The organism is Kitasatospora sp. NPDC098663 (assembly GCF_044760075.1).
Lineage (GTDB): Bacteria > Actinomycetota > Actinomycetes > Streptomycetales > Streptomycetaceae > Kitasatospora.
Genome location: NZ_JBIWAP010000011.1, coordinates 72,209 through 98,033, shown reverse-complemented (window position 1 = coordinate 98,033; position 25,825 = coordinate 72,209). Strand labels below are relative to the sequence as shown.

At 75.7% G+C, this 25,825-nt stretch carries 22 protein-coding genes; 11 read left to right on the top strand and 11 right to left on the bottom strand.

Features of this window, described 5'->3' with window-relative positions; genetic code table 11:
* Positions 1–139: 139 nt before the first annotated feature.
* Positions 140–862, bottom strand: coding sequence for a histone deacetylase (locus ACIQVZ_RS14540; RefSeq protein ID WP_402450029.1), 723 nt, complete (start codon positions 860–862; stop codon positions 140–142).
* A 323-nt stretch (positions 863–1,185) separates the two neighbouring features.
* Here ACIQVZ_RS14540 and ACIQVZ_RS14535 point away from each other — a divergent pair, with 323 nt between their 5' ends.
* The 4 genes from ACIQVZ_RS14535 to ACIQVZ_RS14520 all read left to right on the top strand — a co-directional run bounded on the left by ACIQVZ_RS14535 (position 1,186) and on the right by ACIQVZ_RS14520 (position 7,034).
* Complete coding sequence (locus ACIQVZ_RS14535; RefSeq protein WP_402450026.1) at positions 1,186–5,181, top strand: Pls/PosA family non-ribosomal peptide synthetase; 3,996 nt, start codon at positions 1,186–1,188, stop codon at positions 5,179–5,181.
* A 97-nt stretch (positions 5,182–5,278) separates the two neighbouring features.
* Positions 5,279–5,491, top strand: coding sequence for a DUF4287 domain-containing protein (locus ACIQVZ_RS14530; protein WP_402450023.1), 213 nt, complete (start codon positions 5,279–5,281; stop codon positions 5,489–5,491).
* A gap of 348 nt (positions 5,492–5,839) precedes the next feature.
* Positions 5,840–6,427: a hypothetical protein gene (locus ACIQVZ_RS14525; RefSeq protein ID WP_350881348.1), complete on the top strand. Its 588-nt coding sequence runs from the start codon at positions 5,840–5,842 to the stop codon at positions 6,425–6,427.
* Positions 6,428–6,527: 100 nt separating this feature from the next.
* Positions 6,528–7,034 (top strand): DUF6882 domain-containing protein, encoded by a 507-nt coding sequence (locus tag ACIQVZ_RS14520; RefSeq protein WP_402450020.1) that lies wholly within the window; start codon positions 6,528–6,530, stop codon positions 7,032–7,034.
* A gap of 108 nt (positions 7,035–7,142) precedes the next feature.
* On the opposite strand, the gene ACIQVZ_RS14515 is transcribed toward ACIQVZ_RS14520, so the two are convergent.
* Together ACIQVZ_RS14515 and ACIQVZ_RS14510 are read right to left on the bottom strand one after the other, a co-directional pair.
* Complete coding sequence (locus ACIQVZ_RS14515; protein ID WP_402450017.1) at positions 7,143–7,784, bottom strand: flavin reductase family protein; 642 nt, start codon at positions 7,782–7,784, stop codon at positions 7,143–7,145.
* Positions 7,785–8,017: 233 nt separating this feature from the next.
* Positions 8,018–8,650 carry a carbonic anhydrase gene (locus tag ACIQVZ_RS14510; protein ID WP_350881354.1) on the bottom strand — a complete coding sequence of 211 codons (633 nt, stop codon included), beginning with the start codon at positions 8,648–8,650 and terminating at the stop codon, positions 8,018–8,020.
* A 486-nt stretch (positions 8,651–9,136) separates the two neighbouring features.
* Between ACIQVZ_RS14510 and sigK (ACIQVZ_RS14505) the strand changes: the two genes are divergently transcribed.
* Both sigK (ACIQVZ_RS14505) and ACIQVZ_RS14500 read left to right on the top strand, forming a co-directional pair.
* Complete coding sequence (gene sigK / locus ACIQVZ_RS14505; protein WP_402450285.1) at positions 9,137–9,778, top strand: ECF RNA polymerase sigma factor SigK; 642 nt, start codon at positions 9,137–9,139, stop codon at positions 9,776–9,778.
* Positions 9,779–9,943: 165 nt separating this feature from the next.
* On the top strand, positions 9,944–10,996 hold the full coding sequence (locus ACIQVZ_RS14500) for a MerR family transcriptional regulator (RefSeq protein ID WP_402450013.1): 1,053 nt from the start codon (positions 9,944–9,946) through the stop codon (positions 10,994–10,996).
* 586 nt (positions 10,997–11,582) lie between these two features.
* Here the strand turns inward: ACIQVZ_RS14500 and ACIQVZ_RS14495 are convergent.
* The 4 genes from ACIQVZ_RS14495 to sigK (ACIQVZ_RS14480) all read right to left on the bottom strand — a co-directional run bounded on the left by ACIQVZ_RS14495 (position 11,583) and on the right by sigK (ACIQVZ_RS14480) (position 15,512).
* Positions 11,583–12,245, bottom strand: coding sequence for a fasciclin domain-containing protein (locus ACIQVZ_RS14495; RefSeq protein ID WP_402450010.1), 663 nt, complete (start codon positions 12,243–12,245; stop codon positions 11,583–11,585).
* 72 nt (positions 12,246–12,317) lie between these two features.
* Positions 12,318–13,904, bottom strand: coding sequence for a molybdopterin-dependent oxidoreductase (locus ACIQVZ_RS14490; protein WP_402450008.1), 1,587 nt, complete (start codon positions 13,902–13,904; stop codon positions 12,318–12,320).
* 277 nt (positions 13,905–14,181) lie between these two features.
* Entirely contained in the window at positions 14,182–14,931 is a 750-nt protein-coding gene (locus ACIQVZ_RS14485) for an anti-sigma factor domain-containing protein (RefSeq protein WP_402450006.1), read from the bottom strand.
* Positions 14,928–15,512: an ECF RNA polymerase sigma factor SigK gene (gene sigK / locus ACIQVZ_RS14480; protein ID WP_402450003.1), complete on the bottom strand. Its 585-nt coding sequence runs from the start codon at positions 15,510–15,512 to the stop codon at positions 14,928–14,930. The genes ACIQVZ_RS14485 and sigK (ACIQVZ_RS14480) overlap by 4 nt, the downstream gene beginning before the upstream one ends.
* A gap of 423 nt (positions 15,513–15,935) precedes the next feature.
* On the opposite strand from sigK (ACIQVZ_RS14480), the gene ACIQVZ_RS14475 reads away from it, so the two are divergent.
* The 3 genes from ACIQVZ_RS14475 (at position 15,936) to ACIQVZ_RS14465 (ending at position 19,880) form a co-directional block, all read left to right on the top strand.
* Positions 15,936–17,483: an SDR family oxidoreductase gene (locus ACIQVZ_RS14475; RefSeq protein ID WP_350881365.1), complete on the top strand. Its 1,548-nt coding sequence runs from the start codon at positions 15,936–15,938 to the stop codon at positions 17,481–17,483.
* On the top strand, positions 17,480–18,802 hold the full coding sequence (locus ACIQVZ_RS14470; protein ID WP_402450000.1) for a cryptochrome/photolyase family protein: 1,323 nt from the start codon (positions 17,480–17,482) through the stop codon (positions 18,800–18,802). Before ACIQVZ_RS14475 ends, ACIQVZ_RS14470 begins: the two co-directional genes overlap by 4 nt.
* Positions 18,803–19,052: 250 nt before the next feature.
* On the top strand, positions 19,053–19,880 hold the full coding sequence (locus ACIQVZ_RS14465) for an alpha/beta hydrolase (protein WP_350881369.1): 828 nt from the start codon (positions 19,053–19,055) through the stop codon (positions 19,878–19,880).
* Positions 19,881–19,898: 18 nt separating this feature from the next.
* Here the strand turns inward: ACIQVZ_RS14465 and ACIQVZ_RS14460 are convergent, their stop codons facing one another.
* The 3 genes from ACIQVZ_RS14460 to ACIQVZ_RS14450 form a co-directional block, all read right to left on the bottom strand.
* The gene (locus tag ACIQVZ_RS14460; RefSeq protein WP_402449998.1) at positions 19,899–21,002 is read right to left on the bottom strand and encodes a PP2C family protein-serine/threonine phosphatase; all 1,104 of its coding nucleotides are present in this window, start codon (positions 21,000–21,002) and stop codon (positions 19,899–19,901) included.
* A gap of 126 nt (positions 21,003–21,128) precedes the next feature.
* Positions 21,129–21,938 (bottom strand): hypothetical protein, encoded by an 810-nt coding sequence (locus ACIQVZ_RS14455; protein WP_402449995.1) that lies wholly within the window; start codon positions 21,936–21,938, stop codon positions 21,129–21,131.
* Positions 21,939–22,232: 294 nt separating this feature from the next.
* Positions 22,233–22,871 (bottom strand): TetR/AcrR family transcriptional regulator, encoded by a 639-nt coding sequence (locus ACIQVZ_RS14450; RefSeq protein WP_402449992.1) that lies wholly within the window; start codon positions 22,869–22,871, stop codon positions 22,233–22,235.
* A gap of 48 nt (positions 22,872–22,919) precedes the next feature.
* Between ACIQVZ_RS14450 and ACIQVZ_RS14445 the strand changes: the two genes are divergently transcribed.
* Positions 22,920–23,783, top strand: coding sequence for an alpha/beta fold hydrolase (locus tag ACIQVZ_RS14445; protein ID WP_402449991.1), 864 nt, complete (start codon positions 22,920–22,922; stop codon positions 23,781–23,783).
* 129 nt (positions 23,784–23,912) lie between these two features.
* On the opposite strand, the gene ACIQVZ_RS14440 is transcribed toward ACIQVZ_RS14445, so the two are convergent.
* On the bottom strand, positions 23,913–24,725 hold the full coding sequence (locus ACIQVZ_RS14440) for a BPL-N domain-containing protein (protein WP_402449988.1): 813 nt from the start codon (positions 24,723–24,725) through the stop codon (positions 23,913–23,915).
* Positions 24,726–25,057: 332 nt separating this feature from the next.
* On the opposite strand from ACIQVZ_RS14440, the gene ACIQVZ_RS14435 reads away from it, so the two are divergent.
* Entirely contained in the window at positions 25,058–25,564 is a 507-nt protein-coding gene (locus tag ACIQVZ_RS14435) for a cupin domain-containing protein (RefSeq protein WP_402449985.1), read from the top strand.
* The last annotated feature ends 261 nt before the right edge of the window (positions 25,565–25,825 follow it).

Here is a 25,825-nt window from a genome sequence, read left to right as displayed (position 1 = left end):
CGAGTGGCCGCCGCTTCCCGCCGCCACCCGCCGGCCGGAAGCGCCGGTCCGCCCGTGCGGCGGTCTGGTGTTTCCTTTGCCTGATGTGGCCGGAACCCACGTAGTTGTCACCGTACGGTCACCACGGGGTGAACAACTCCTAAAGGTCCAGACCACCGCCCAGTACGGCCAGGACGTCCGCCGCGTTCCAGTGCCCGGCTGCGCCCGGGCGGGAGGCCAGGTAGTCGGCGCAGCGGCGCGCGTTCCAGCCGTGGGACTCGGCCAGGCCGGCGGCCAGGGTGCGCAGGTAGGGCGCCGAGGGCGGGTTGAGTTGGGCGCCGGCCAGGCCTTCGGGGGCGGTGAAGGTCAGCAGCGGGTGCCCGTCCAACTCGCCCGCGTGCACCAGCGTCTCGTACCGGCCGGGCCCGAACCGGTCGCGTCCGTGCGCGAGGGCGCGGGTGAGGTCGAGGTCGGCGCCGGGGGCGCGGCGCATCTCCTGGGCGGCGATGTCACTGAACTGACTGACCGTCACCAGATAGATGCGGCAAGGAAGTTCATCCGGTGCGTCCGGATCGTAGAAGCCGCTGCCGCCGCCCCACACCGCCGACTCCCGCGCGAAGTACAGCGTGCCGGGCAGCACCGCGGCCACGTCCCGGCGCGGCGGGCTGTGGTCGCGGCAGCCGGGGCAGGTGTGCGCGCCGCCGTCGGGGCGGCCGCCGCGCAGGTAGCAGGCGAGCCGGGCGGCGTGCAGGTTCGACCCGTACGCCGCGTACCAGACGAGCCGCGCGCCGTCCTCCGTGCCGCCCTCGGCGTGGCCGGCCGCGCTACCGGACGCGCCGCCCCCGCCCCCGGCCGGCCACCGGCGGGATCCGGCCACCATCATCGCTAAACCTCCAGATTTGGTGGATCCGCTTTCACTACCGGTAGCGTCCCCGCCGCTATGGCGTAGACCACTCTTCGCCTTCCCGTCATATGCCTCCTGCCTCCGGCGATTACCCTTCGCCACCGAAAGCGATCGAAAAACCCCGAAATGACTTTCGAATCGTTCCCTGATGCCCCCATATGTCGCCGAAAATGAAAAGTTCCTTTGACTCCACCTCCACGGCATCCAGCGGGCTCCCAGTCGAGTCATGGTGAGTGAGGCACCACGCAAGGTGACTCCCCGCATTCATCCTTCATGACTACTCTCAGCCGAGGACACTCCTTATGGACGCACGCCAGGACATGGCAGGCCCGGGAACGCTGAACCGTCCCGCGCCCGCCCACGCCGCCGGTTGGCCGGCCGTCCGGCCCGCGCACCCCCGCAGCCTGCTCGACATCGTCACCGCCACCGCCGACGCCCACCCGCACGCACCCGCGCTGGACACCGGCACCGCCGTACTCGACTACCGCGCCCTCATGCACGAGGTCGACACCCTCGCCGGCGTCCTCGCCGGGCACGGCATCGGCACCGGAGACCGGGTCGGCGTGCGCATCCCCTCCGGCACCGCGGACCTGTACGTCGCCATCCTGGCCGTGCTGCGCTGCGGCGCCGCCTACGTGCCCGTCGACGCCGACGACCCCGACGAGCGCGCCGACATGATCTGGCAGGACGCCCAGGTGTGCGCCGTCCTCGGCGCCGAACGCCGGCTCGCCCCCGGCTCCGCGGCCGGGCCCCGCGGCAACCCCGCCTGGCCCACCCCCGACGACGACGCGTGGATCATCTTCACCTCCGGCACCACCGGCCGCCCCAAGGGCGTCGCCGTCACCCACCGCTCCGCGGCCGCCTTCGTCGACGCCGAGGCCCGCCTCTTCCTCCAGCAGCAGCCGCTCGGCCCCGGCGACCGCGTCCTGGCCGGCCTGTCGGTGGCCTTCGACGCCTCCTGCGAGGAGATGTGGCTGGCCTGGCGCCACGGCGCCTGCCTGGTGCCCGCCCCCCGCTCCCTCGTCAAGGCCGGCACCGACCTCGGCCCCTGGCTCGTCGAGCGCCGCATCACCGCCATCTCCACCGTCCCCACCCTGCTCGCCCTGTGGCCGCAGGAGTGCCTGGACGCCGTGCGCCTGATCATCGTCGGCGGCGAGGCCTGCCCCGCCGAACTCGTCGAGCGCCTCGCCACCCCCGGCCGCGAGTTCTGGAACACCTACGGCCCCACCGAGACCACCGTCGTCGCCACCGCCGCCCGCATGCTCCCCGGCCAGCCCGTACGCATCGGCACCCCCCTGGACGGCTGGGAGATCGCCGTCGTCGACGCCGCCGGCCACCCCGTCCCCTGGTACGAGACCGGCGAACTCCTCATCACCGGCATCGGCACCGCCCGCTACCTCGACCCCGCCAAGGACGCCGAGAAGTTCAGCGCCCACCCCGCCCTCGCCTCCCCCCGCGTCTACCGCAGCGGCGACCTCGTGCGCAACGACCCCGAAGGCCTCGTCTTCGTCGGCCGCGCCGACGACCAGATCAAACTCGGCGGCCGGCGCATCGAACTCGGCGAGATCGACGCCGCCCTCCAAGCCCTGCCCGGCATCCGCGCCGCGGCCGCCGCCGTCCGCAAGAGCCCCGCCGGCGCCGACCTGCTGGTCGGCTACCTCGTCGCCCAGCCCGGCACCACCCCCGACCTCACCGCCGCCCGCCAGCACCTGCTCGGACGCCTGCCCGCCCCGCTCGTGCCCGTCCTCGCCCTCGTCGACTCCCTGCCCACCCGCACCTCCGGCAAGGTCGACCGCAACGCCCTGCCCTGGCCGCTCGCCACCACCGGCACCGCCACCCCCGGCACCGCCGCCCCCCTGGACGGCACCGCCGGCTGGCTCGCCGGCCGCTGGGAGAGCATGCTCGGCATGGCCCCCGGCCACGGCGACGACTTCTTCGCCCTCGGCGGCTCCAGCCTCACCGCCGCCCGCCTCGTCTCCGAACTGCGCACCCGCCACCCCGGCGTCTCCGTCGCCGACCTCTACGCCCACCCCGTCCTCGGCGACCTCGCCGACTACCTCGACAACCTCGCCGGCCCCCCTCATACCGGCGCCGCCGCACACACCCCCACCCCCGCCCCCGCCCGCACCGTGCGCCGCACCCCCGCCAGCGCCGGCCTGTGGCAGACCCTCATCCTGCTCGGCGTCTTCGGCATCTCCGGACTGCGCTGGATCCTCGCCCTCACCGCCTTCGACAACCTCATCGGCAACCACCTCAGCTGGGCCCCGCACAGCTCCTGGTGGCCCGTCGCCGCCGGCCTCCTCCTCTTCTACAGCGCCCCCGGCCGCACCCTCCTCGCCGCCGGCACCGCCCGCCTGCTCACCGCCGGCCTGCGCCCCGGCAGCCACCCCCGCGGCGGCCAGGCCCACCTGCGACTGTGGGCCGCCGAACGCGCCGTCACCCTCTTCGGCGTCGGCGCCCTCGCCGGCACCCCCTGGGCCCTGCGCTACGCCCGCGCGCTCGGCTGCCGCATCGGCACCGGCGTCCTCCTGCACACCCTGCCCCCCGTCACCGGCCTCGCCCGCATCGGCGCCGGCGCCACCGTCGAACCCGAAGCCGACATCGCCGGCTGGTGGCTCGACGGCGACACCCTCCACCTGGGCCACATCGACATCGGCGACGGCGCCCGCATCGGCGGCCGCTCCACCCTCATGCCCGGCGCCCGCATCGGAGCCGGCGCCGACATCGCCCCCGGCTCCTGCGTCACCGGCGCCGTACCCGCCGGCGAACACTGGCACGGCTCCCCGGCCCGGCCCTCCACCGAGGCCCGCACCACCTGGCCCGCGGCCGCCGCCACCCCCCGCTCCCGCTTCTGGAACCTCGCCTACGGCGTCGGCCTGACCGTCTTCGGCCTCCTGCCGATCATCGCCGCCCTCCCCGCGCTCGCCATCGTCTTCACGATGGTCGACACCGACCGCACCCTCACCGCGGCCCTCCTCCAACTCCTGCCCGCCACCATCCCGCTGGCCGCCCTCACCCTGGTGTGCCACGCCACGCTGATAGCGATCATGGTCCGCCTCCTGTCCATCCCGCTGCGCCCCGGCTTCCACCCCGCCCACGGCCGCGTCGCCTACTGCGCCTGGGCCGTCACCCGGCTCAGCGACACCGCCCGGCGCACCCTCTTCCCCTTCTACGCCAGCCTCTTCACCCCGGTGTGGCTGCGCCTGCTCGGCGCCAAGGTCGGCCGCCGCGTCGAAGCCTCCACCGTCCTGGCCCTGCCCGGCCTGATGCGCGTCGACGACGGCGCCTTCCTCGCCGACGACACCCTCGTCGCCCCCTACGAACTGCGCGCCGGCTGGCTGCACATCGGCCCCTCGCACGTCGGGCGCCGCTCCTTCGTCGGCAACTCCGGCATCGTCGGCCCCGGCCGCCGACTGCCCGACAACTCCCTCGTCGGCGTCCTGTCCGACACCCCCGTCAACGCCCCCGAAGGCTCCTCCTGGCTCGGCCGCCCCGCCTTCGCCCTGCCGCGCGTCGCGGCCGCCGGCGGCGACGCCCGCACCTACAACCCGCCCCGGCGCCTGATGTGGGCCCGCGCCGGCGTCGAACTGTGCCGCCTGCTGCCCATCGTCCTCGCCGCCCTCCTCGGCGACCTCGTCCTCGCCACCCTCCAGGAACTGCGCGACGACTACGGCCTCCCGCGCGCCCTGGCCGCCGCCGGCCTCGTCCTCATCGGCGCCGCCGTCGTCGCCTGCCTGGTCACCACCGCCGCCAAGTGGCTCCTCGTCGGGCGCTTCCGCGTCGCCGAACACCCCCTGTGGTCCACCTTCGTGTGGCGCAACGAGCTCTACGACAGCTTCGTCGAGGAACTCGCCATGCCCTTCGGCGGCTCCAGCATCACCGGCACGCCCTACCTCAACGCCTGGCTGCGCAGCCTCGGCGCCCACATCGGGCGCGGCGTGTGGTGCGAGACCCACTGGCTGCCCGAGAGCGACCTCGTCACCGTCGAGGCCGGCGCCAGCGTCAACCGCGGCACCGTCCTGCAGACCCACCTCTTCCACGACCGGGTCATGCGCCTGGGCCCCGTCCACCTCGGCCCCGGCTCCACCACCGGCCCGCACTCCATCGTCCTGCTCAACTCCTCCCTCGGCGCCGGCACCACCGTCGGCCCCGCCTCCCTGGTCATGCGCGGCGAGAACGTCCCCGGCACCACCCGCTGGCTCGGCAACCCCGTCGCCGCCTGGAACGCCGACCCCGCGCCCGCCCTCGCCTCCGCCCCCGTCACCGGGCGGCGGGCCAAGCGCAAGGTCGGAGTATGACGCAGATCACTCCCGCTGGGCGATGAGTTGACGATGCGGTCGCGGTCCTACCTCTGGAGACCGCGACCGCATCCGTTTTCGAAAGGGCGTACCGACCATGACCGCCACCCCCGCCAAGGGCCCCGCCAGCTACTTCCCGTCCATCGAGAAGAAGTACGGCCGACCCGTCGCCGAGTGGAAGGGCCTCATCCGCGCCTCCCCGCTCGGCAAGCACAGGGAGCTCGTCGCCTGGCTCAAGACCGAGCACGGCCTGGGCCACGGCCACGCCAACGCCCTCGTCGCGCACACCCTCGCCGAAGCCGCGGCCTGAGCCCGTCGCCCGGCTCTGCCGGGTGACGCCCGGCCCCGGTTCTGCTGGGTGACGCCCGGCCCCGGTTCTGCTGGTGATGCCCGGCCTGCGCCCCGTGGCGGGTGGAGGGCCGGCGGACGACGACCGGACCGGGGCCGCCTGCGGCACGATCGGGAAGCAGGCGGCCCCGGACCCGGGTCGTTCCGTACGGGCGGGGCATCGACCGCGATGCCCGTACGGCTGCGGTCGGGACCCATTCGACGACTTCAACAGCACTTGAAGTCAAGCCCCCGGCGGCCCGGGGCGCCACGGGGCGGGGTAGCCTCGCTCCCGGCGGGGGCCGGCGGACGAGGTTTCAGGGGCGGTCGAATGGAACAGCAACAGCGCGGCTACTGGCGGGTCGCGGACGGTTCGGCGGTCAGCTCCACCCAGGCCCAGGTCGCCTGGACCAGGGCCGCCTACCCGGCCCTGGTGGACGTGGCCCGCCGCTACCACGCGGTGATCACCTACTCGGAACTGGCCGAGACCGTGCAGGAGGCGGCCGGCGTGCGCACCCGGGTGCACCAGCGGACCTGGATCGGCAAGGTCCTGGCCCTGGTGGTGCGCGAGGCACACCGCCGCGGGGACCCGCCGCTGACCGCACTGGTGGTCCACTCCACCGACGGCATGGTCGGCGTCGGCTACCAGGAAGTGCTGGCCGTGGCCGGACAGCCGCCGCTGGCAGCGGACATGGACCGCGAACACCACGCCGCCGCCGCCCGCCTCGCCTGCTACCGGCACTTCGGCGCCCAACTGCCCGCCGACGGCGGCACCCCCGCCCTGGCCCCGCGCCTGCAAGCGGCCGTCAACCGCAAGGCGGCCGCCGCCACCCCGCCCCGCCCCCCGGCGATCTGCCCCTCCTGCTTCCTCCAACTGCCCGCCACCCGCGTCTGCGACTCCTGCGGGGCCAGCGCGTAGGGCTCTCCTCCGGATCACGCCGGGGTGGGGCCGACGGGCCCGGACGGAGCAGCGGGCCGGATGGGATGATCTTGCCGGCAGTTCCGTACGAGGAGGCACGGTGGACGACCACTCGAAGCACGACCACTCCCGGTGGGAAGGCGTCGTGATCGCGGCTCGCGAACGTGCCGGCTCGCGGCAGGCCCTCATGGTCGAGCGCTTCGGACTGTCCGGTGACGTGCAGTACCACTGGTCGATGGACGACGCGCGGATCACCTGGTCGCGCAGGAGGAAGTGGTCGCGCAAGAGCGCGGTGTTCCTCACCGGCCGGCTCACGATGATCGGCAGCGTCAGCCTCGCCCGGCAGACCTGGCTGTGGTCCTGGGCGAACGAGTCGCTGCCGCCCGCCGTCCTGGGCGACATCGAACGGGTGCGGCGCTTCGGCGAGGACAACGACTTCCCCGTCCTGCCGTGGCCGGGCTTCGACTCCCACCCCGAACTCGTCGCCGAGGCGCGGACGGTCGCGGCCTCGGTGCTCGACGCCGACGGGTTGTGGATGGAGTCGACGGACGACACGGAGCTCCACTTCCTGCTCCACGACCTCGTGCCCACCGCGGCGGCCGACTAGGCGATCGGCCGCTCGGCCGGATGGTCGCTCGGCCGGGTGGTCGGGTAGGCGGACGGCTCGTCGGACGGCCGGGCGGGCGGCGGGGGCTCGCGGACCCACGGCGGGGTATCAGGCCCGGACACCGACGGGCAGGCGGCCCGGCATCTGCCAGCCCTCGGCGAGGCGGGAGGGGGCGAGCCGGCGCCCGTCGCCGAAGAACTCGCAGAACTTCATGATCAGCGGATCCCAACCGAGCGGGTCCACGTAGTGGTCCGTACCGGGCACGAGCAGGCGCTCCTCGACGTGCGCGCGCACCACAGTGACCTCGAAGGCGGTGCAGTGCGGGTTGCCCGCCAGCGGCGTGGCCGCCACCAACCGGCACTCCAACTGGACCGGGCACTCGGCGACGCGCGGCGCCCGCACCAGCTCCGACGGCTGCTCGGTGAGCCCGGCAACGGCGAACTTGCCCCGCTCGAAGCGGTAGCCCTGCTGCCGCCGGCGCTCGGTCAGATCCGGGTTGGCGGTCAGCATCGCGAGGGCGTCGACGGCGTCGACCTGCCCGGAGGAGGGCAGGTTCAGCACGCACTCGCCCTCGCGCCGCAGGTTGACGGCCGTCTGGGCAGTGTTGCCGAGGCCCAGCACGCAGGACTGCCCCAGCCACCACGCCGAGGACATCGGCGCCAGGTTGGTGCTGCCGTCCTCGTTGCGCGAGCTGATCAGCACCACCGGGGTGCCGAAGTAGAGGACCTTGAGATCGGTGGCCTTGTGCACGGGAATGCCGTCCTTGAGTGGGAAACCGTTGCCGGCCTCCGACTCTGCCCCCGCCCGGGAGGAGGGCGCTGGCGGTGATCGGACACGGCGTTCCCGGCCCCGGCGTTCCCGGCCCCGGCGGACGGCGCTACGCCGGACGGCCCCGCACGCGCCGGCTCGGCCCGACACGCACTGCCGACCCGACACGCCGGTTCGGCCGTACGGGCGGGTTCAGCGCCCGTACGGGCCGGCCGTCAGAACGCGGCGCTGACCGGACCGCGAGCGGCCACCGTACGGGCCTGGCCGTCGCGCAGCCGGTAGGACAGACCCACGACGGCCGCCGAGCCCTCGGCCACCTTGGCGGCCAGCAACTGGGAACGCTCCAGCAGCAGGTCCACGGTCTGGCGGATGTGCTCGTCGACGATCCCGTCCGGGTCCTCGATGCCTGCGGCCCGGGCCGACACCACACTCGGGGTGACCCGCTCCACCACGTCCCGCACGAACCCGCCCGGCAGCCGCCCCTGGTCCAGAGCCTCCATCGCCGCGCCCACCGCGCCGCACGAGTCGTGCCCCAGCACCACCACCAGCGGGCACTCCAGCACGCTCACCCCGTACTCGATGCTGCCCAGCGCCTCCGCCCCGGTGACGTGCCCGGCCGTCCGCACCACGAACAGGTCGCCCAGCCCCCGGTCGAAGATGATCTCGGCCGCCAGCCGGGAGTCCGAACAGCCGAACAGCACCGCGAAGGGCCGCTGAGCCGGAGCGAGGGCGGCCCTGCGCCCGGCGTCCTGGTTGGGGTGCTCCGGGCTGCCCGCGACGAAACGGGCATTGCCCTCCATCAGCACCCGCATCGCCTGGTCGGGGCCGGATATCGGTGAGGAGATCATGCCTGCACCCTAGATCGCCGCTGGTGGGGCCCGCAGCAGGGGGGCCGGGGCAAGGGGCCCGGCACCGCGTCGCCCTCACCCGGCCGGCCCAGTCCGCGGCCCGCCCACTCGACGAAGTCGATCCCGGGACTGGCCCTGCGCAGCCTCACCCGCCGCCCTGGCTCTCTTCACTGTTCCGCCGTCACCTTCGCCCCCATGACGGCCCCCGGCACCGCCCTGCTGCACCGCCACCGCGAAAGTGACGCGGCTCGCAACGCTTCGAGACCGAACAGGCCGAACGAGCCGAACGAGCCGGACGGGACGGACCGCCACGGCAGCCCGGGGAGCACGTACGCGGGCACAACGATGCGCAAACGATGCGAGTAGCCCGGGCGGTGGCCGCTCCGAGACGGTCGCAGTGTGCACGCACTGATCGACCGCCCGGCACCCCGGCCCCCGGCACCCCGGCCTCCGACACCCCGGCCCCCGGCAGACGAGACGCCCCGCATCGAACCCCCCGGCACCGAACCCCCGGGCGACGGCGGACGGGCCGGGCTGCGCGCCCTGGCGGCACGCGTGGCCGGCGGCGACGAGCGGGCCTTCGAGGAGCTGTACGCCGCCACCGCCGGGACCGTACTGGGCCTCGTGCTGCGGGTGCTGCGCGACCACGCCCAGGCCGAGGAAGTCACCCAGGAGGTGTTCCTACAGGTGTGGCGGGAGGCGGCACGCTACCGCCCCGAACGCGGCGAGGTCCTGCCCTGGATGCTCACCCTCGCCCACCGGCGCGCCGTCGACCGGGTCCGCTCCGCCCAGGCCACCGCCGACCGCGACCGCACCGCCGCCCTGCGCGCCTACACCCCGGTCTTCGACGAGGTCGCCGACCAGGTCGAACGCGACCTGGACCGCGGCCGGGAACGCGAACGGCTCCGCCGCGCCCTGGCCACCCTCACCGACGTCCAGCGCGAATGCCTGCTGCTGGTCTACTACGGCGGCCGCACCCAAGCCCAGGCCGCCGAAGCCCTCGGCGCCCCGCTCGGCACCGTCAAGACCCGCATCCGCGACGCCCTGCTACGCCTGCGCACCCAACTCGCCGACCCCCCACCCCACCCGACACAACCCCGCGCCCACACCTGCCTGCCAAATCTGTAGACCGACCTACATATTCCCCCCGAACCCGCGATCGCGGTGCTGCGCAGGAAGTCGACTGGCCCGACTTCCTGCGCAGCGCCGATGGCTTCCCGGGGAACGAGCACTGCTTGCCGCCCGCATCCGCGACGCCCGCCGCCTCGGCCTGCCCCGCATAGGCTCACGCATGTGCCCGTCCCCGTCCCCGTCCCGGTCCCCGTCTCCGCGCCTGCCTCCGCCGGCCGGCCGCCGGCCCAGGCCAGCCTGACCACCGGTGCCCTCGCCCGCATGCTCGGCGTTTCCCCGACCACCGTCCGCTCCTGGGAGCGCCGCTACGGCATCGGCCCCGCCCGGCGCGACCCGGGGCGCCACCGCCAGTGGAGCCCGCGGGACGTCGCCGTCCTGGCAGAGATGTGCCGCCTGACCGCCCGCGGCGTCACCCCGGCCGAGGCCGCCCGCCTCGCCCTCGCCGCCGAGGCTCCGGGACCGTCCGGGCCGTCAGAGGGCTCCGAGGCGTCAGGGCCGTCCGGGCCGTCCGAGCCGTCCGGGCCGCCGGGGCCGCCGGCCGGCGCGCCGACCCGCGGCGGCGGGAACACCCTGCCCGTCGGCACCGTCCGCCCCGAATGCCGGGGGCTGGCCCGCGCGGCCGTTCGCCTCGACGCCCCCGAGCTCGCCCGGATCCTGCGACACAGCGTCGACACCCTCGGCCCGGTCGCCGCCTGGACCGAGGTGATGATGCCCGCGCTGCGCGCCGCCGGCCGCAAGTGGGCCGCCGAGGGTGAGCGCTACGTCGAGGTCGAGCACCTGCTGTCCTGGCACGTCGCCGCCGCTCTGCGCCGCGCCGCCGACCGGGTCGAGCCGCCGCAGGGCCCGGCCGTCCTGCTCGCGGGCATGCCCGCCGAACTGCACGCCCTGCCGCTGGAGGCGCTGGCTGCGGGGCTGGCCGAACGGGGTCTGCCGTTTCGGATGTTCGGCCCGGCCCTGCCGACCGAAGCCCTGCTGGAAGCGGTCCGCCGCACCGGCCCGCCCGCTGTCCTGCTGTGGTCCCAGGTCGCCCGCACCGCCGACCGGGCCCTGGCCCGCCGTGTCGCCGAGACCGCCTGGGGCCCTTGCGGTGCCCGCACCCGTCCCGTCGTCCTGACGGCCGGCCCCGGCTGGACCGGCCCCCGCCGCCCCCCGGGCGCCCTGCGCCCCCGCGACCTGCCCACCGCCCTCGACCAGCTGGAGCACCTGCTGCGCTGAACCCCCGCCCCTGCGGAACCGCGACACGTGCGCCGCACAGCCTTGCCCACCCGCCCGCAGGCCCGCACCGCTGGTTCCGGAGTGAATATACCGACCGGTCTACAGATTTGATCGCGCCCGCAGTGCGCACCGGAAGTCGGCCTGCCCGACTTCCTGTGCGGGGCGGGGCGCTGCGAACGGGAAAAAATATATCGGCCGGTCTACAGATTCGACTGCGCGCACAGTGGGCGGGGCGGGGTGGGCAGCCGGGAAGCGGGAGCGGTGCGGCGTGTGCGAGAAGTCGGACCTGTCGACTTCTCGCGCGGCCGGAAGCGCGGCCGAGAAGAAATGTGTAGGTCGGTCGTCGGTCTACATATTTCCCTCGTGAGTGCCGCAGTGCCGCCCACGCCAACGTGCACAGGAAGTCGGCGGGTCCGACTTCCTGTGCACGGGCGGGCCTGTCAGACGTGGGGGAGAATATGTCGGTCGGTCTACATATTTGCCTGGTGGGTAAGCCGGCGGGGTGGGGGCGGGGGAGGTGGGGGTGCGGCCCCCGGCTACCGGGGGGTTGTTCGCCGGGGGCCGCGGTTCATGGGTTGATGCCGGGTCAGGACGCGGGCATCAGGACGGTGTCGACGATGTAGACGGTGGCGTTGGCGGTCTGGACGTCGCCGCACAGCACCTTGGCGGCGGAGTTGACGGTGAAGTCCGGGGCGGCGCCGGTCACGGTGAGGTCGTCGGCGGCCAGGGTCTTGTGCCCGCCGGCGAGCGCCGCGGGAGCCAGGCGCTGGGGGACGACGTGGTAGGTGAGGATCTTGGTGAGCTTGTCCTTGTCGGCGAGGACGGCGTCGAGGTCCTTCTTCGGGAGCTTGGCGAAGGCGTCGTTGGTGGGGGCGAAGACGGTGATGTTCTTCGCGGAGTTGAGGGTGTCGACCAGGCCGGCCTGCTTGACGGCGGTGACGAGGGTGGACAGCAGCGGGTTGTTGGAGGCGGCGGTGGCGACCGGGTCCTTGGCCATGCCGCTGAAGCTGCCCGCCCCGTCCTTGGGGACGGCCGCGCACGCGGTGCCGAACGGCTGCCCGGACGTCACCTGTTCGGCGGCCGGGGCACTGGACGGCTGGGGCGCGGCGGCCGCGGTGGTGCTCTTGGCCGTGTCCGAGGACTTCGCGCTGCCGCCGCCGCTGCTGCTGCACGCGCTGAGGGCGGCGGCCAGCAGGCCGACGGCGAGCACGGCGGCGAAGGGCTTGCGGACCAGGACGGTCGTGTTCATGGACGGATTCTCCTGTCGGAGGCATCGGGCGGATCCCGGATGCCGAAGGGGTGGGGAGGTCGTGGGGTGGGGTCAGGTGACGGTGACGACGACGCTGTGCCAGCCCGTCGCGCCCGAGGGGTAGGGAGGTGTGCGGGTCTCGGGCTGGACGGCCCCGGTGCCGTCGGTGGCGCGGGCCTCCAGGCGGTGGGTCCCGGGGGCGGCGCCGGTCCAGGTGTGGGTCCACTGGCGCCACAGGTCGGGCCCGGCGTCGGCGGCCAGTTCGGCCTGCCGCCAGGGCCCGCCGTCGACGCGCACCTCGACGGCGGCGATGCCGCGGTGGGTGGCCCAGGCGGTGCCGGCCACCGTCACGTCGCCGGGCGGCACGCGGGCGAACGGCGCGGGCACGTCGATCCGCGAGGCGGTGCGGACCTCGCCGGTGCGGTCCCAGCCGCGCCGCACCCAGTACGGGTCGCGGGCGGCGAAGGTGGTCACCTCCAGGTCGACGAGCCACTTGGTGGCCGAGGTGTAGCCGTAGAGGCCGGGCACCACCGTGCGGCAGGGGAAGCCGTGTTCGACGGGCAGTGCCTCGCCGTTCATCGCCACCGCGAGCAGCGCCCGGCGCCCGTCGAGGAGCGTCTCGACCGGGGTGCCGATCGTCATGCCGTCCTGCGAGCGGCCGACGAGCTGCTCGGCGCCGGCGCGGACGCCGGCGCGGCGCAGCAGGGCGGGCAGCGAGGCGCCGAGCCAGCGGGTGGTGCCCGCATAGGGGCCGCCGACCTCGTTGGAGACGCAGGACAGGGTGTGGTCCAGCTCCTCCAGCCCGAGGGCGAGCAGGTCGTCGAAGCCGATCAGCAGCGGGCGGTCGACCAGGCCGTGCAGCCGCAGCGACCAGGCGCGCGGGTCGATGCGCGGCAGGGTCAGGGCGGTGTCGACGCGGTAGAAGTCGGCGGTGGGGGTGATGAACGGGGGCAGACCGGGGACCGTGGCGCCGACGGCACGCGGCAGCGGCGGCGCCGGGCGCAGCGGCGGTGGCAGGCGGACGGCGGCGCGGGCCGCGCTGACGTCGCCGCGCCGGTCGGACAGGACGCGTCCGGCCGTGCCGAGGGCGGCGGCCGCGCCGATCGTGGCGCCGGCCGCCAGGACGCGCCGCCGCCCGGGCCCGCCCGGCCGGACCGGGCCCGGGAGAAGGCAAGGGCGTCCGGTCAGCCACCACAGCGCGGCGACCGCGCCGCCCGCCGCGGCGGCGGAGGGCAGCAGGTCGGTGGGGACGGCCTGCGGGCGGGCCAGCGCGGCCCAGGCGCCGAGGCCGCCGAAGGCCGCGAACAGGGCGGCGGCCGCGCCGCGACGGCGTACGGCCAGCACGCCGAGGGCCGCGGCCGCGAGGCCCATGACGGTGTAGATCCCGCCCAGCAGGACCGCCTTGTCGCCGGTGCCGAACCGCTGGACCGCCCACGCCTTGACGGCGGTGGGCGCGAGGTCGATCGCCGCCGAGCCGATCGCCACCACCGGTGAGGCCTGGGGGCGGGTGAACGCCGCCGCCGCCTCACCGGCTCCCACGGCCGCGGCGGCGGCCGCCAGCCCGCACAGCGCCGCCACGGCCGGCCCGGCGGCACGGGTGCGTGCTCGGGGGAGGGCGCCAGGCGGGCGGCTGTTCGTCTCATCGGTCACGGTCCTCATTCGGCGGTCCGGCTCCACCGGATGGGTGCGAGTCCGGATATCCCCCGATTGGGTGACATTGCTCTGGCCGGGTGACACCTCCCGGCCACGGCCGAGGGCCGCGGACGGGCCGCGGACGGGAGGCCGACGGAAGGCGGAACGGGCCGGACCGCCGGGAGGCCTCGGCCCCGGTGCCCCGGGCCGAGGCCGCTCAAGGGCGCCCCGGGACTCCCGAGGCGCCCTCGACGGGCACCCTCACCGTCTCCCGACCCCGACCTGACCGACCCGGTTCGGCCCCTCAGGTGAACGGGATCAGCAGGACCGGCGCCCCCGTGGGGTGCGCGGAACCGGCCGAGGGCTCCACCGTGACGCCGATGCCGCGCGCACCGTCCAGCGGGCCGTCCAGCAGGAACGCGCCGTCGCCCCGGGGCATCAGCCCCGCCGGGCGCATCGCGGCGCCGTCGTCGAACCACAGCTCGTACGTCGTGCCGTCCGCCGGGGCGGGCAGGCCGGAGGTCAGGAGGACGGCCCGGCCCCGGCCGTGCGACCAGACCACCGCCCCGCTGCCGGTGCCGCCGGCCGCCGGGCCGCTCGCCCGCCGGGCGTCGGGTGCCGTCAGCAGCCCGGTGACCTGGTCCTGGTGCCGCTGCAGCGCGGCGGCGAGGGCCCTGGCCCGGTCCGCCTCCCGGTGCTGCTGGACGGCCACGCCGCCGAGGGCCGCGGCCGCCGCCAGACAGGCCGCCAGCGCCAGCCGCGGCCAGCCGCGGGCGAGCCGCCCGGGGCGCCGGGCGCCGTCGGGCCCGGCCGCGGCGCGCGGGGCCTCCTGCCGGACGGTGTCCAGCGCGCCCATCACCCGCGACTTCAGCTCCCCGGGCACCGCGACGGCCTGCGCGGCGCCCAGCCTGGCCAGCGTCGCCGTGAACTCGGCCACCTCCCGGGCGCAGGCCGGGCACTGCGCCAGGTGGCGCTCGAACTGCGCGCGCTCGTCCGCGTCGAGGGCGTGCGCGGCGTAGGCGCCGGTCAGCGTGTGCAGGTCGGCGCCGCTCATGCTCCCACTCCCAGGCAGTCGCGCAGCCGGATCAGCGCGTCGCGCATCCGGGTCTTGACGGTGCCCAGCGGGGTGCCGAGCAGTTCGGCGACCTGCGGGTAGGTGTACCCGCGGTAGTAGGCCAGCGTGATCGACTCCCGCTGCAGCTCGGTCAGCCCGTTCAGGCAGCGCCGTACCTGCTCGCGTTCCAGCCGCCCCTCGACCTGCTCGGCGACCTCGTCGAACGCCGGCGTGTGCGAGGCGGCGGCGGCCCGCCGGTCGCGGTCGGCGGCCGCCTGCGCCGCCCGCACCCGGTCCACGGCGCGGCGGTGGGCGATGGTCAGCACCCACGCCAGCACCTCCCCGCGCTCGGGCCGGTAGCGGGCGCAGGTGCGCCACACCTCCAGCATCACCTCCTGCGCGACCTCCTCGGACTGCGCCGGATCCCGCAGCACCCGGCGGACCAGCCCCAGTACCGGGCCCGCCACCGCGTCGTACAGCCGGCCGAACGCCTCCTGGTCGCCGCGCGCGGTCCTGCTCAGCAGCTCCTTGAGGTCGGTGCCCGGACGCCCCGGCCCGGACAGGTGAACGACCGTACTCATCCGGCCGCCTCGCGCTCGCGACACACGGGCGACAGCCCCGGCCAGTGGACGGTGGGCATGGCACGACCTCCAGGGAGTCCCGGCCGGGCGGACACCCGGCCGGGCCGACGGAACACGGCGACGTCAGGCGTTCGAAGCCGCACCCGGCGCGGATTGCCCGCCAAGGACACCGGATTCCCGGCCCCGCGCCCGCCCGGATTCCCGGCCCCGCGCACGCCCCGCCTTTCCCGCCCCCGCGCGCACGCCCGGGCGCCCGCAGGAGACCCCTGGAAGACTCGAAGCCACGGGCCGCCCCGGCCGATCAGACCCCGCCGATCCGCCCCCGTCCAATCCCCGGCCGCGTCCGCTCCGAACACCCCGGCAGCGCCCCCCGCGCCTGGCGGGGCACGGGGGGCGCACCCGCCCGCACGAGAGGAGCCGCAGGTGGACGAGCCGACCCGGACGCGCCCGCACTGCCTGGTCACCGGCGCCACCGGCTACATCGGCGGGCGCCTGGTGCCCGAACTGCTCGCCGCCGGGTACCGGGTGCGCTGCCTGGTCCGCGACCCGCTCCGGCTGCGGGACCAGCCCTGGCGGGCCGACGTGGAGGCCGTCACCGGGGACGTCACCCGCCCCGAGACCCTGCCCGCGGCCTTCGACGGCATCGACGCCGCCTACTACCTGGTCCACTCCCTGGGCACCGGGCCCGGCTTCGAGACCCGGGACCGGCAGGCCGCCGAGACCTTCGCCGAGGCGGCCGCCGCCGCCGGCACCCGGCGCATCGTCTATCTCGGCGGACTGCTGCCCGCCGGAGTCCCCGAACCGCACCTGTCGGCCCACCTGCGCTCGCGCGCCGAAGTGGGCCGCGCCCTGCGCACGGGCGGCGTCCCCACCGCCGAACTGCGGGCCGCGGTGATCATCGGTTCCGGCTCGGCCTCCTTCGAGATGCTGCGCCACCTGACCGAACGGCTCCCGGCGATGGTCACCCCCCGCTGGGTCGACACCCGCATCCAGCCGATCGCCGTACGCGACGTGCTGCGCTACCTGGTCGGCGCCGCCGCCCTGCCCCCCGAGGTCGACCGCATCTTCGACATCGGCGGGCCCGACGTGCTCACCTACCGGCTGATGATGCGTCACTACGCCGAGGTCGCCGACCTGCCCCGGCGCCTGATCGTGCCGGTGCCCGTGCTCTCCCCGCGCCTGTCCAGCCACTGGGTGGGCCTGGTCACCCCCGTACCGGGCTCGCTCGCCCGACCGCTGGTGGAGTCGCTGCGCCACGAGGTGGTGTGCCGCGAACACGACATCGCCCGCTGGATCCCCGACCCGCCCGAGGGCCTGACCGGCTTCGACCGGGCCGTGGAACTGGCCCTGCGGCGCATCCGCGACGCCCAGGTCTCCACCCGCTGGTCCTCCGCCTCCCTGCCCGGCGCGCCCAGCGACCCGCTGCCCACCGACCCCGACTGGGCCGGCGGCAGCCTCTACCAGGACCTGCGCCGGCGCCGGGTGGCCGCCGACCCGGCCGCGCTGTGGCGGGTGGTGGAGGGCGTCGGCGGCGAGAACGGCTGGTACTCCCTGCCGCTGGCCTGGGCCCTGCGGGGCCGCCTGGACCGCCTGGCCGGCGGCGTCGGCCTGCGCCGGGGCCGCCGCGACCGCCACCGGCTGCGGGTCGGTGACGCGCTCGACTTCTGGCGGGTCGAGGAGATCGAACCCGGACACCTGCTGCGGCTGCGCGCCGAGATGCGCCTGCCGGGCCTGGCCTGGCTCGAACTGCGCGTGACGCCCGACGGCGACGGCGGCGCGCTCTACCAGCAGCGGGCGCTGTTCCACCCGCACGGACTGGCCGGCCACCTCTACTGGTGGTCGGTGGCGCCCTTCCACGCGCTGGTGTTCGGCGCCATGGCCCGCAACATCACCGAACGCGCCCGGCCCGCCGTCCGACACCCCTGTCCTCCCCGTCCCCACCCGCACCCCACCGCACGAGGCCCCCGATGAGCACCGCCGTCGTCCTGTTCACCCAGGACCTGCGCCTGCACGACAACCCCGCCCTGCACGCCGCCCGCACCCGCGCCGACGAGGTCGTCCCCCTGTTCGTCCTCGACCCGGCCATCGCCCGGGCCGGCTTCGCCGCCCCCAACCGGCAGGCCTTCCTCGCCGAGAGCCTCGCCGACCTCGACCGGGCGCTGCGCGCCGCCGGCTCCCGCCTGGTCCTGCGCCACGGCGACCCCGCCGAACAGGCCGCCCGCCTGGCCGCCGAGTGCGGCGCCGACACCGTCCACACCAACGCCGGCGTCTCCGCCTTCGCCACCCGCCGCGAACACGCCCTGCGCCGTGCCCTCGGCGAGCGCCTGCACCTGCACGACGCCGCGCTCACCATCGTCCCCGCCGGCCTCGTCACCCCGGCCGGGCGCGACCACTACGCCGTCTTCACCCCCTACCACCGCGCCTGGCAGCAGGCCCCCCGGCGCACCGTCCTGCCCGCCCCCCGCACCCTCGCCACCCCCGACGGCCCCGCGAGCGCCCCGCTGCCCGCCGCCCCCGCCGGCACCTCCCCGGGCCGCGCCCCCGGCGGCGAGAGCGCCGCCCGCCGCCGCCTGCGCGCCTGGAACCCGGACGCCTACGAGCAGTTGCACGACGACCTCGCCGCCGACGCCACCTCCCGCCTCTCGCCGTACCTGCACTTCGGCTGCCTGTCCGCCACCGAACTCGCCCACCGCGCCGGGAAGTCCGACACCCCCGGCGCGGCCGCGCTGGTGCGCCAGCTCGCCTGGCGCGACTTCCACCACCAGGTCCTCGCGGCCCGCCCCGACGCCGCCCACGCCGACTACCGCCCCCGCCCCGTCCGCTGGTACGACGACGAACGCGAGCTCCAGGCCTGGCGCGAGGGCCGCACCGGCTACCCGATCGTCGACGCCGGCCTGCGCCAACTCGCCGACGAGGGCTGGATGCACAACCGGGCCCGCCTGCTCACCGCCTCCTTCCTCACCAAGAGCCTGCGCCACCACTGGCGCCCCGGCGCCGCCCACTTCCTCGCCCTGCTCGTCGACGGCGACCTCGCCAACAACCAGCTCAACTGGCAGTGGGCCGCCGGCACCGGCACCGACACCCGCCCCAACCGCGTCCTCAACCCGCTGCGCCAGGCCGACCGCTACGACCCCGACGGCGCCTACGTGCGCCGCTGGGTCCCCGAGCTCGCCCACCTGCCCGCCCGCGCCGTCCATCGCCCCTGGGAGCTCGCCGAGCCCCCGGCCGGCTACCCGGCGCCGCTGCTGCCCCCCGACGCCCTCGGCACCCGTATGCGCGAGAGCGGCTGAACAGCCCTCACCCGAGACCCGTCCGCGCTCGCCCGAACTCACCCGAAACCCGCCCGCCCCCGCCCGAACTCACCCGAACGGCGTAGCGCCGCTTCCGCTCCCGCCCGGGCCCCGGCCGCCGCGGGATGCGGGCCCCACCCGCCTCCCGTTGGATGAAACCCGAGGCCCGGCAGGCCCCGGGCAGACCGCCCCGGCAGGTCGCGCCGGCAGTCCGCCCCACCCCCGGCGCACCACCCGAAGGAGCAGGAGCATGCCCATCTCCAGGACCCGCGACGGCGTCGAGATCTTCTACCAGGACTGGGGCAGCGGGCGCCCCGTCGTGTTCATCCACGGCTGGCCGCTCAACGGCGACGCCTGGCAGGACCAGCTGAAGGCCGTCGCGGACGCCGGCCTGCGGGCCATCGCCCACGACCGGCGCGGCCACGGCCGTTCCGCCCCGGTCTACGGCGGCTACGACTTCGACACCTTCGCCGACGACCTCGACAGCCTGCTCACCGGGCTCGACCTGCGTGACGTCACCCTGGTGGCCCACTCCATGGGCGGCGGAGAGCTCGCCCGCTACATCGGCCGCCACGGCACCGGGCGGATCCGCTCCGCCGTCCTGCTGTCGGCGATCACCCCGTCCATGCTCCAGGGCCCCGACAACCCGCACGGCGTGCCCGGCACCGTCTTCGACGACCTCAAGGCCGGCATCCTCACCGAGCGCTCCCAGTTCTGGCAGGACACCTCCGTCGACTTCTTCTCCGCCGACCGCCCCGGCTCCCGCGCCACCCAGGGCAACCGGGACGCCTTCTGGTTCATGGCGATGCACCAGACCATCGAGGGCGGCGTCGACTGCGTGGACGCCTTCGGCTACACCGACTTCCACGAGGACCTGGCCGGGTTCGACATCCCCACCCTGATCGTGCACGGCGACGACGACCGGATCGTCCCCGTCGAGGCCACCGCCCGCCGGGCCGCCCGGATCATCCCCGGCGCCGTCCTGAAGGTGTACGAGAACGGCTCGCACGGCATCGCGATGGTCCCCGGCGACAAGGAGCGCTTCAACGCCGACCTGCTGGAGTTCCTCGAACGGTGAGGGAGCCCCAGGGCAGCCTCAGGGCGCGCGGCGCAGGGACAGCACCGTGACGTCGTCGCGGCTGCGGCCCCCGCTCCAGCGGCGGGCCTCGCGGTCCAGGGCCTCGGGCAGCAGGGCGGCGGGGGAGGCGGCGAGGGCGGCCAGGCCCCGCTCGACGGGGTAGAACGCGCCGGTGGCGTCCTGGGCTTCGGTGATCCCGTCGGTGAGCAGCACCAGCACGCCGTCCTCGGGCAGCGCGAACCACCGGACGGTGCGCACCTCGTCGGTCAGCTCCGCCAGCCCGAGCGGCACCCCGGCCGGCAGCGGCACGGCCTCGACCCGGCCGCCGTGCAGCAGGTAGGGGGCGAGGTGGCCGCAGTTGACGGCCTGCACGTCCGCGCCGCGCTCCACGCCCAGCACGGTCGCGGTGACGAAGCGCTCGCTCTCGCCGCCCTGCACCGCGTACGCGTTGTGCCGCTCCACCGCCGCTTCCAGGGCGTCCGCGACGCCGGTCAGCGCCGGCTCCCGGAAGGCCGCCTCCCGGAAGGCGCTCAGCACCGCGAAGCCCGCGCCGATCGCCGGCAGGCCCTTGCCCTGCACGTCGCCCACCAGCACCCGGGTGCCGTACGGGGTGTCGGCGATGTCGTACAGGTCGCCGCCGACCAGGGCGTCCTCCTCCACCGGCCGGTACAGCCCGTACAGCTGGACGTCGGGGGTGAGCACCGGCAGCGGGCGCAGCAGCTGGCGCTGCAGGGCGACGGCGGTCTGCCGCATCCGGAACAGCTCCCGCTCGCGCCGCACCCGCCGCGCGCACAGCCCGACCACGGCCGCCTCGGCGCCGACCACCCCCACCAGGGTGCCCACCCGGGCGGCCAGCGAGGACGGCGGGAACAGCACCGTGCTGACCGCCACCACCCCGGCCACCCACACCGAGGCCGCGACCGTCTGCGCGACGCTCCCCAGCCCCGCCAGCAGGGCCGGCAGGAACACCAGCAGCAGCACCAGCCGGGCGCTGGTGCCGCTCGCCGCCTGCGCGAGCAGGACCAGCGCGGTGGAGGCCAGCACCCCCAGGACCACCGCCCGGTTGCCGGGCGCCCGCGTCCCCCCGCCGTCCCGCTCCCCGCTCCCGTCCGCGCCGCCCACCCCGCCGTCCTCTCCGCCGCCTCGCCGTCCCCCCAGGCATACCGGCGGCCCCACCCGGCCGCCAGCGCAGCCCGCCCGGACGGGCGAGCGCCCGGGCGGGTCCGGGCGCCGCCCGCTGCCCGGGCGTCAGGCGCAGGTGCTGTCGGCGCAGAGCTGCCACGGCTCCCAGGAGACGAACCGGTCCACCTCGGTGGTCCGCCACGAGCGGTCGCGGTTCCACTCGCGGACGGTCACCCGCAGCCGCCCGTCCGGCAGTTGGACGATCGAGCTCGGCGCGCCCAGGCCCGCGTTGGGGTCCGGCAGCCGGGGCAACCGGCGCACCGGGCCCCAGGAGTCCTGGGCGTCGCCGTCCTGGCTGCGCACTTCCATGGCCGCGCCCGCGTCGGCGCCGGAGGCGAAGGCGTGCAGCCGGCCGTCGCGTTCCCTGAAGAGCGTGAGCCCGCCGTGGTAGGGCGGCGGTGACAGCTCGAAGTTCTCGGTCGGGGTCCAGGAGCCGCCGGGCCCGGGCAGGACGGTGTGGCAGAAGCCGCCGTAGGAGGCGAAGAACACCTCCAGGGCGCCGGCGCTGTTCTCGACGGCGCTCACCTGGTACAGCTTCGGGCCCACGGGGGTGGCGCTGACGCGCTCCCAGGCGCCGTAGGCGCCCCCGGGCGCGTCCTGGGAGCGGTGCCAGACGAAGGGCAGGAGGGAGGCCGCCGAACTGTCGTAGAACTGCTGGAACTGTTCGGTCCGCCCGTCGGAGCGCGGCGTCTCCAGCAGGGTGTTCGGGAGCGCGGTGGTGGCCAGGCCCTGGGCGGTCGCGTCGGCTCCGCACCCGGTGGCGATGCCCGGCGCGGGGGCCGTGCCCGCCGTGGTCGTCGTGGCCCACGCGGTCGTTCCCGCGAAGGCCACGACCAGCACACCCGACAGCACGGCTTGCGGAAGTCTCCTGTACACGGTCGGTGAACCTCCCCATTCGGTAACGGAAAAGGATTGCCCGGCAGGGGAGTTGGACGCTTCGCCAGCCCCTCGCGCGGGACCGGCACATTCTCGTGCACCGGCGCCGGGGCGGACAGGGCGCCTGTGGGGCGGCCGGACGGGATCCGGCCGAACGGCGGCCCGCCCCGGCGGCGGGAGGGCCCGCCACGCCAGGAGGCCACCAGGTCGGGAGGTCGGCAGGTCGGGGACGGCAGGTCAGGGCAGGGACGGCAGGTCAGGTCGGGGACGGCAGGTCAGGTCGGGGACGGCAGGTCAGGGGGTCGGCGGGGCCGGGGCGTCACCGCGGGGACGGCCGCGGAACAGCTCGTCCAGGTGGTGGGTGAGGATCGCCAGCGCGGCGTCGCCGGTGCGCTGGCCGCCGAGCACGCTGGAGCCGAGGCCGTTGACCATGGCCAGCAGCCCGGCGGCGGTCATCTCCGGGTCCCTGGCGGGGTCGATCTGGCCGTCCTGCTGGGCCGCGCGGACCTGCTTGGCGAGGAAGCCCTCCAGCAGGTCGGGCTGGGGCGTGCCGTGCTTCTCCACCAGCGCGGGATCGCTGAGCACCAGCGTGTAGTACGCGGCGTAGGTGCGGGTGATCCGGCGGCTCTCCGGGTCGGTGGGCAGGACGCTGGACAGGACCGCGGTCACCAGGCCGCGCGGCGTGGGCGGGGTGGCGGCCGCGGTGATCCACGCCGCCATGCGGGCCTGGAGCTGGGCGCCGAGCCGCTCCAGCGCGTCCAGCAGCAGCCCCTCCTTGGTCGTGAAGTAGTACTGCACCAGCCGCAGGGAGACGCCCGCCTCGGTGGCGACCGCCCGCATGCTGGCCGCCTGCAGCCCCTGGGTGTCGGCGATGCGCAGCAGCGCTTCGGCGATCTGCCGCCGGCGTTCCTCGTGATCGACCCGCGCGTTCATGAACGACCTCCCTGGTACACCCGTATCATGCCGTGATACACATGTATCATGCGAATCAGCCAGTTCAAGAACGACCAGGCCGGGGACCGGTTTCGCGCCGCCTACGAGCGGGCCCTGACGGAACTGTGGCCCGGACCGCGGACGGCGCTGGACCTCCCGACCGCGTTCGGGACCACCCGCGTCTACCGCACCGGCCCGCAGCACGGCGAGCCGATCGTGCTGCTGCCCGGCTCGGGCGGAAACGCACTGATGTGGCACCGCTACATCGACACGCTGGCCCGCCACCGCCCGGTCATCGCCGTCGACACGGTCGGCGAACCGGGCGCGAGCGTGCAGAGCGCCCCGATCGCCGACGGCCGGGACGCGGCCGCCTGGCTGGACGAACTCCTGGCCGCGCTGGAGGTGACGGACGCCCAGGTCGTCGGCTGCTCCTACGGCGGCTGGCTGGCGCTCCAGCACCAGATCCACCACCCCGGGCGGGTCGCCTCCCTCACCCTGGTGGACCCGGCGGGCTTCGCCGACATGGGCGCCCGCTTCTACGCCTGGGTGATCGCCGGCGGCCTCGCCGCCACCGCGCCGCGAGCGCTGCGCCCCCGGCTGGCCCGCCTGGTCGGCAACAGCGCCATCCTGGAGACCGAACTGATGGCGCTGATGCGCGCGTCGATGGGGTTCCGCCGCGCGCTCCCGGTGCCCCCGGTCCTGTCCGACGAGGAACTGCGCCGCCTGGACGTCCCCGCACTGTTCCTGCTCGGGGAGCGCAGCGCCATGCACGACGCGCACGCGGTCGCCGAGCGCCTCGGCCGCCTCGTGCCCTCGGCCCGGACGGAGATCGTGCCCGGCGCCGGCCACGCCCTGCCGACCGACCGGCCGGACCTGGTGGCCGACCGCGTCCTCGACCCCGCCGGGCGGTAGCGCCACCGGCCGGGCCCGGGGGCTCCCACCGCGCGCCCGCGCCCGCACCCGGCTGCGCACCGGGTTCCCCGCGGGACCCGCCGCGCAGGCGCACCACCGAATCCCGCCCGCACGGGACGTGACGGAACGTCAGGAAACGGGGGGAGCCATCAGGTCGTGCAGCAGGTCGCCGCCCAGGCCCAGGCCGGTCTTCGACTCGTCGGGCAGGTGGTAGTCGCGGTACCAGTCCGCGGGGGCCTCCGGGTGCGGGCCGCTGACCGCCACCCGGCCGGCGCCGTAGGGGGCGGTGACGGCGGCGGCGCGGTCGTTGGAGTAGCGGGCCAGGACGTCCACGCCCGGGCCGTCGACGTCGAAGTACGGGCCGTCCTGGAAGTACATCCGCTGCGGGCGGCCGCGCCAGGAGACGTCGACGAGGCGGTCCTGCTCGTCGGTGACGGTCGCCCCTCGGGAGCGGATGTACTGCCCGGAGTCGCCCGGCAGGAGGTCGTAGCCCGGGTCGCCGGCCAGGTAGCCGCCCATGCACAGGCCCAGGTAGTGCCCGCCGCCCCGGACGTAGTCGCGCACCAGCTCCGGCGAGAAGCCGGGGTCGCGCTGCAGCAGGCCCCACGCGGTGCTCACCTCCTGCCCGTTGGTGCCGCCCGGCTGCACGTACAGCGCGGCGCCGGCCAGCACGCCCGCGCCGAAACGCAGCCGCTCCTCGGGGCCGACGTAGCGCACCGCGAAACCGTCGCGCTCCAGCAGCTCCCGCGCCGCCTCCGGGCAGCCCTCACAGGCCGCCGGGCCCCGGTAGACCAGCGCGAGCGGCCGCCCGTCGGCGGCGGCGACCGCGTCGTCCCCCGCGCCGTCCGGCACGGGGGAGGCGCCGCAGGCGGACGCAGTCAGCAGCGCCGCCGCCACCGCCAGGGCCGCAGCCGCCCGCCCGGGCCGCCGCCCACCCCTCATGACCGGCACTCCCGCCATCGCCGACACCCTCCCCGCGCCCTACGCCGTGTGCAGCGACGACGCTACGGGCACGGCGGCCCGCGCCGCACATCCGCCCCCCGAACGGGTGCCCCCGCGCCGTCCGCGTTGACGGGAGGCGGGTTCGGGGGAGTGGCGCGGGCGGACGGGTCAGGCGGGCCCGGACCCGGCCTGCCGTTCGTCCTGGTGCCGCAGGAGATCGTCCGTCGTCATCGGGCCGGTCTGCCGGCGGCCGCCGCCCCCGGGAATTGACCCATGAAAGTGGCGTGGGATTGCCACCTGATGGCCGGTCTTTCCGGTTCTAGCCTGGTCCCATGACGACGACGAGCACCGCCGCCACCGCCGCCCCCGTGCTGACCCGCCACGCCGGGGCCGAGACCTGCGCCGACCCGAGCAGCACCATGACCCTGCTCGCCGACTCGGCGCACACCGAGGGCGGGTTCACCAGCTACCGCTCCACCTTCGCCAAGGGCGCCGCCGGCGCCCCCGCGCACTTCCACACCCGGGCGTGGGAGCTGTTCTTCGTGATCGGCGGCTCGCTGCAGGTGCTGGTCGGCGAGGAGGTCACGATCCTGGGCGAGGGCGACTTCCTCGCCGTGCCGCCGCACGCCTTCGCCGCCGCCCCGGGCGCCGAGGCCGACGTCCTGTTCGTGTTCACCCCGGGCATGGACCGCTTCGACTACCTGCGCCTGCTGGGCCGCGTCATGCGCGGCGAGGCCGACCCGGGCGCGATCGCCGCCTCCGCCGGGCGCTTCGACAACCACTACGTCGACAGCCCCGCCTGGCGCGCCGCCCTCGACCGGAGCGCCGCCCGCGCATGAGGCCCCGCCCCCGCCCGCCCCGCCCGGGGCCCGTGACGGCCGCTCCCGGCGGGCCGGTGCGGGCCGGGTGTGGAACGGTGGAAGCCGGGGGTGTCCTGGTTGCGAGAGGAGTGGCCATGTCGTCGAAGCGTCGCCGCAAGAAGAAGGCCCGGGCCCGGCGCGGGGCCAACCACGGCCGCCGGCCCCAGTGCTGAGCACCTGAACCGTGCGTGCGGCCGGGGCGCCGCCCCCGGCCGCACCGGTGACTCACTCAGGCCGCTC

Excerpts from the sequence above, each read along its gene's own strand:
- ACIQVZ_RS14535 (WP_402450026.1), top strand. The coding sequence starts at position 1,186 with ATGGACGCACGCCAGGACATGGCAGGCCCGGGAACGCTGAACCGTCCC.
- ACIQVZ_RS14470 (WP_402450000.1), top strand. The coding sequence starts at position 17,480 with ATGAGCACCGCCGTCGTCCTGTTCACCCAGGACCTGCGCCTGCACGAC.
- ACIQVZ_RS14510 (WP_350881354.1), bottom strand. The coding sequence starts at position 8,650 with ATGATCTCCTCACCGATATCCGGCCCCGACCAGGCGATGCGGGTGCTG.
- ACIQVZ_RS14540 (WP_402450029.1), bottom strand. The coding sequence starts at position 862 with ATGATGGTGGCCGGATCCCGCCGGTGGCCGGCCGGGGGCGGGGGCGGC.
- ACIQVZ_RS14495 (WP_402450010.1), bottom strand. The coding sequence starts at position 12,245 with ATGAACACGACCGTCCTGGTCCGCAAGCCCTTCGCCGCCGTGCTCGCC.
- ACIQVZ_RS14485 (WP_402450006.1), bottom strand. The coding sequence starts at position 14,931 with ATGAGCGGCGCCGACCTGCACACGCTGACCGGCGCCTACGCCGCGCAC.
- ACIQVZ_RS14435 (WP_402449985.1), top strand. The coding sequence starts at position 25,058 with ATGACGACGACGAGCACCGCCGCCACCGCCGCCCCCGTGCTGACCCGC.
- ACIQVZ_RS14440 (WP_402449988.1), bottom strand. The coding sequence starts at position 24,725 with ATGAGGGGTGGGCGGCGGCCCGGGCGGGCGGCTGCGGCCCTGGCGGTG.
- ACIQVZ_RS14490 (WP_402450008.1), bottom strand. The coding sequence starts at position 13,904 with ATGAGGACCGTGACCGATGAGACGAACAGCCGCCCGCCTGGCGCCCTC.
- ACIQVZ_RS14445 (WP_402449991.1), top strand. The coding sequence starts at position 22,920 with ATGCGAATCAGCCAGTTCAAGAACGACCAGGCCGGGGACCGGTTTCGC.
- ACIQVZ_RS14465 (WP_350881369.1), top strand. The coding sequence starts at position 19,053 with ATGCCCATCTCCAGGACCCGCGACGGCGTCGAGATCTTCTACCAGGAC.
- sigK (WP_402450003.1), bottom strand. The coding sequence starts at position 15,512 with ATGAGTACGGTCGTTCACCTGTCCGGGCCGGGGCGTCCGGGCACCGAC.
- ACIQVZ_RS14530 (WP_402450023.1), top strand. The coding sequence starts at position 5,279 with ATGACCGCCACCCCCGCCAAGGGCCCCGCCAGCTACTTCCCGTCCATC.
- ACIQVZ_RS14525 (WP_350881348.1), top strand. The coding sequence starts at position 5,840 with ATGGAACAGCAACAGCGCGGCTACTGGCGGGTCGCGGACGGTTCGGCG.
- ACIQVZ_RS14450 (WP_402449992.1), bottom strand. The coding sequence starts at position 22,871 with ATGAACGCGCGGGTCGATCACGAGGAACGCCGGCGGCAGATCGCCGAA.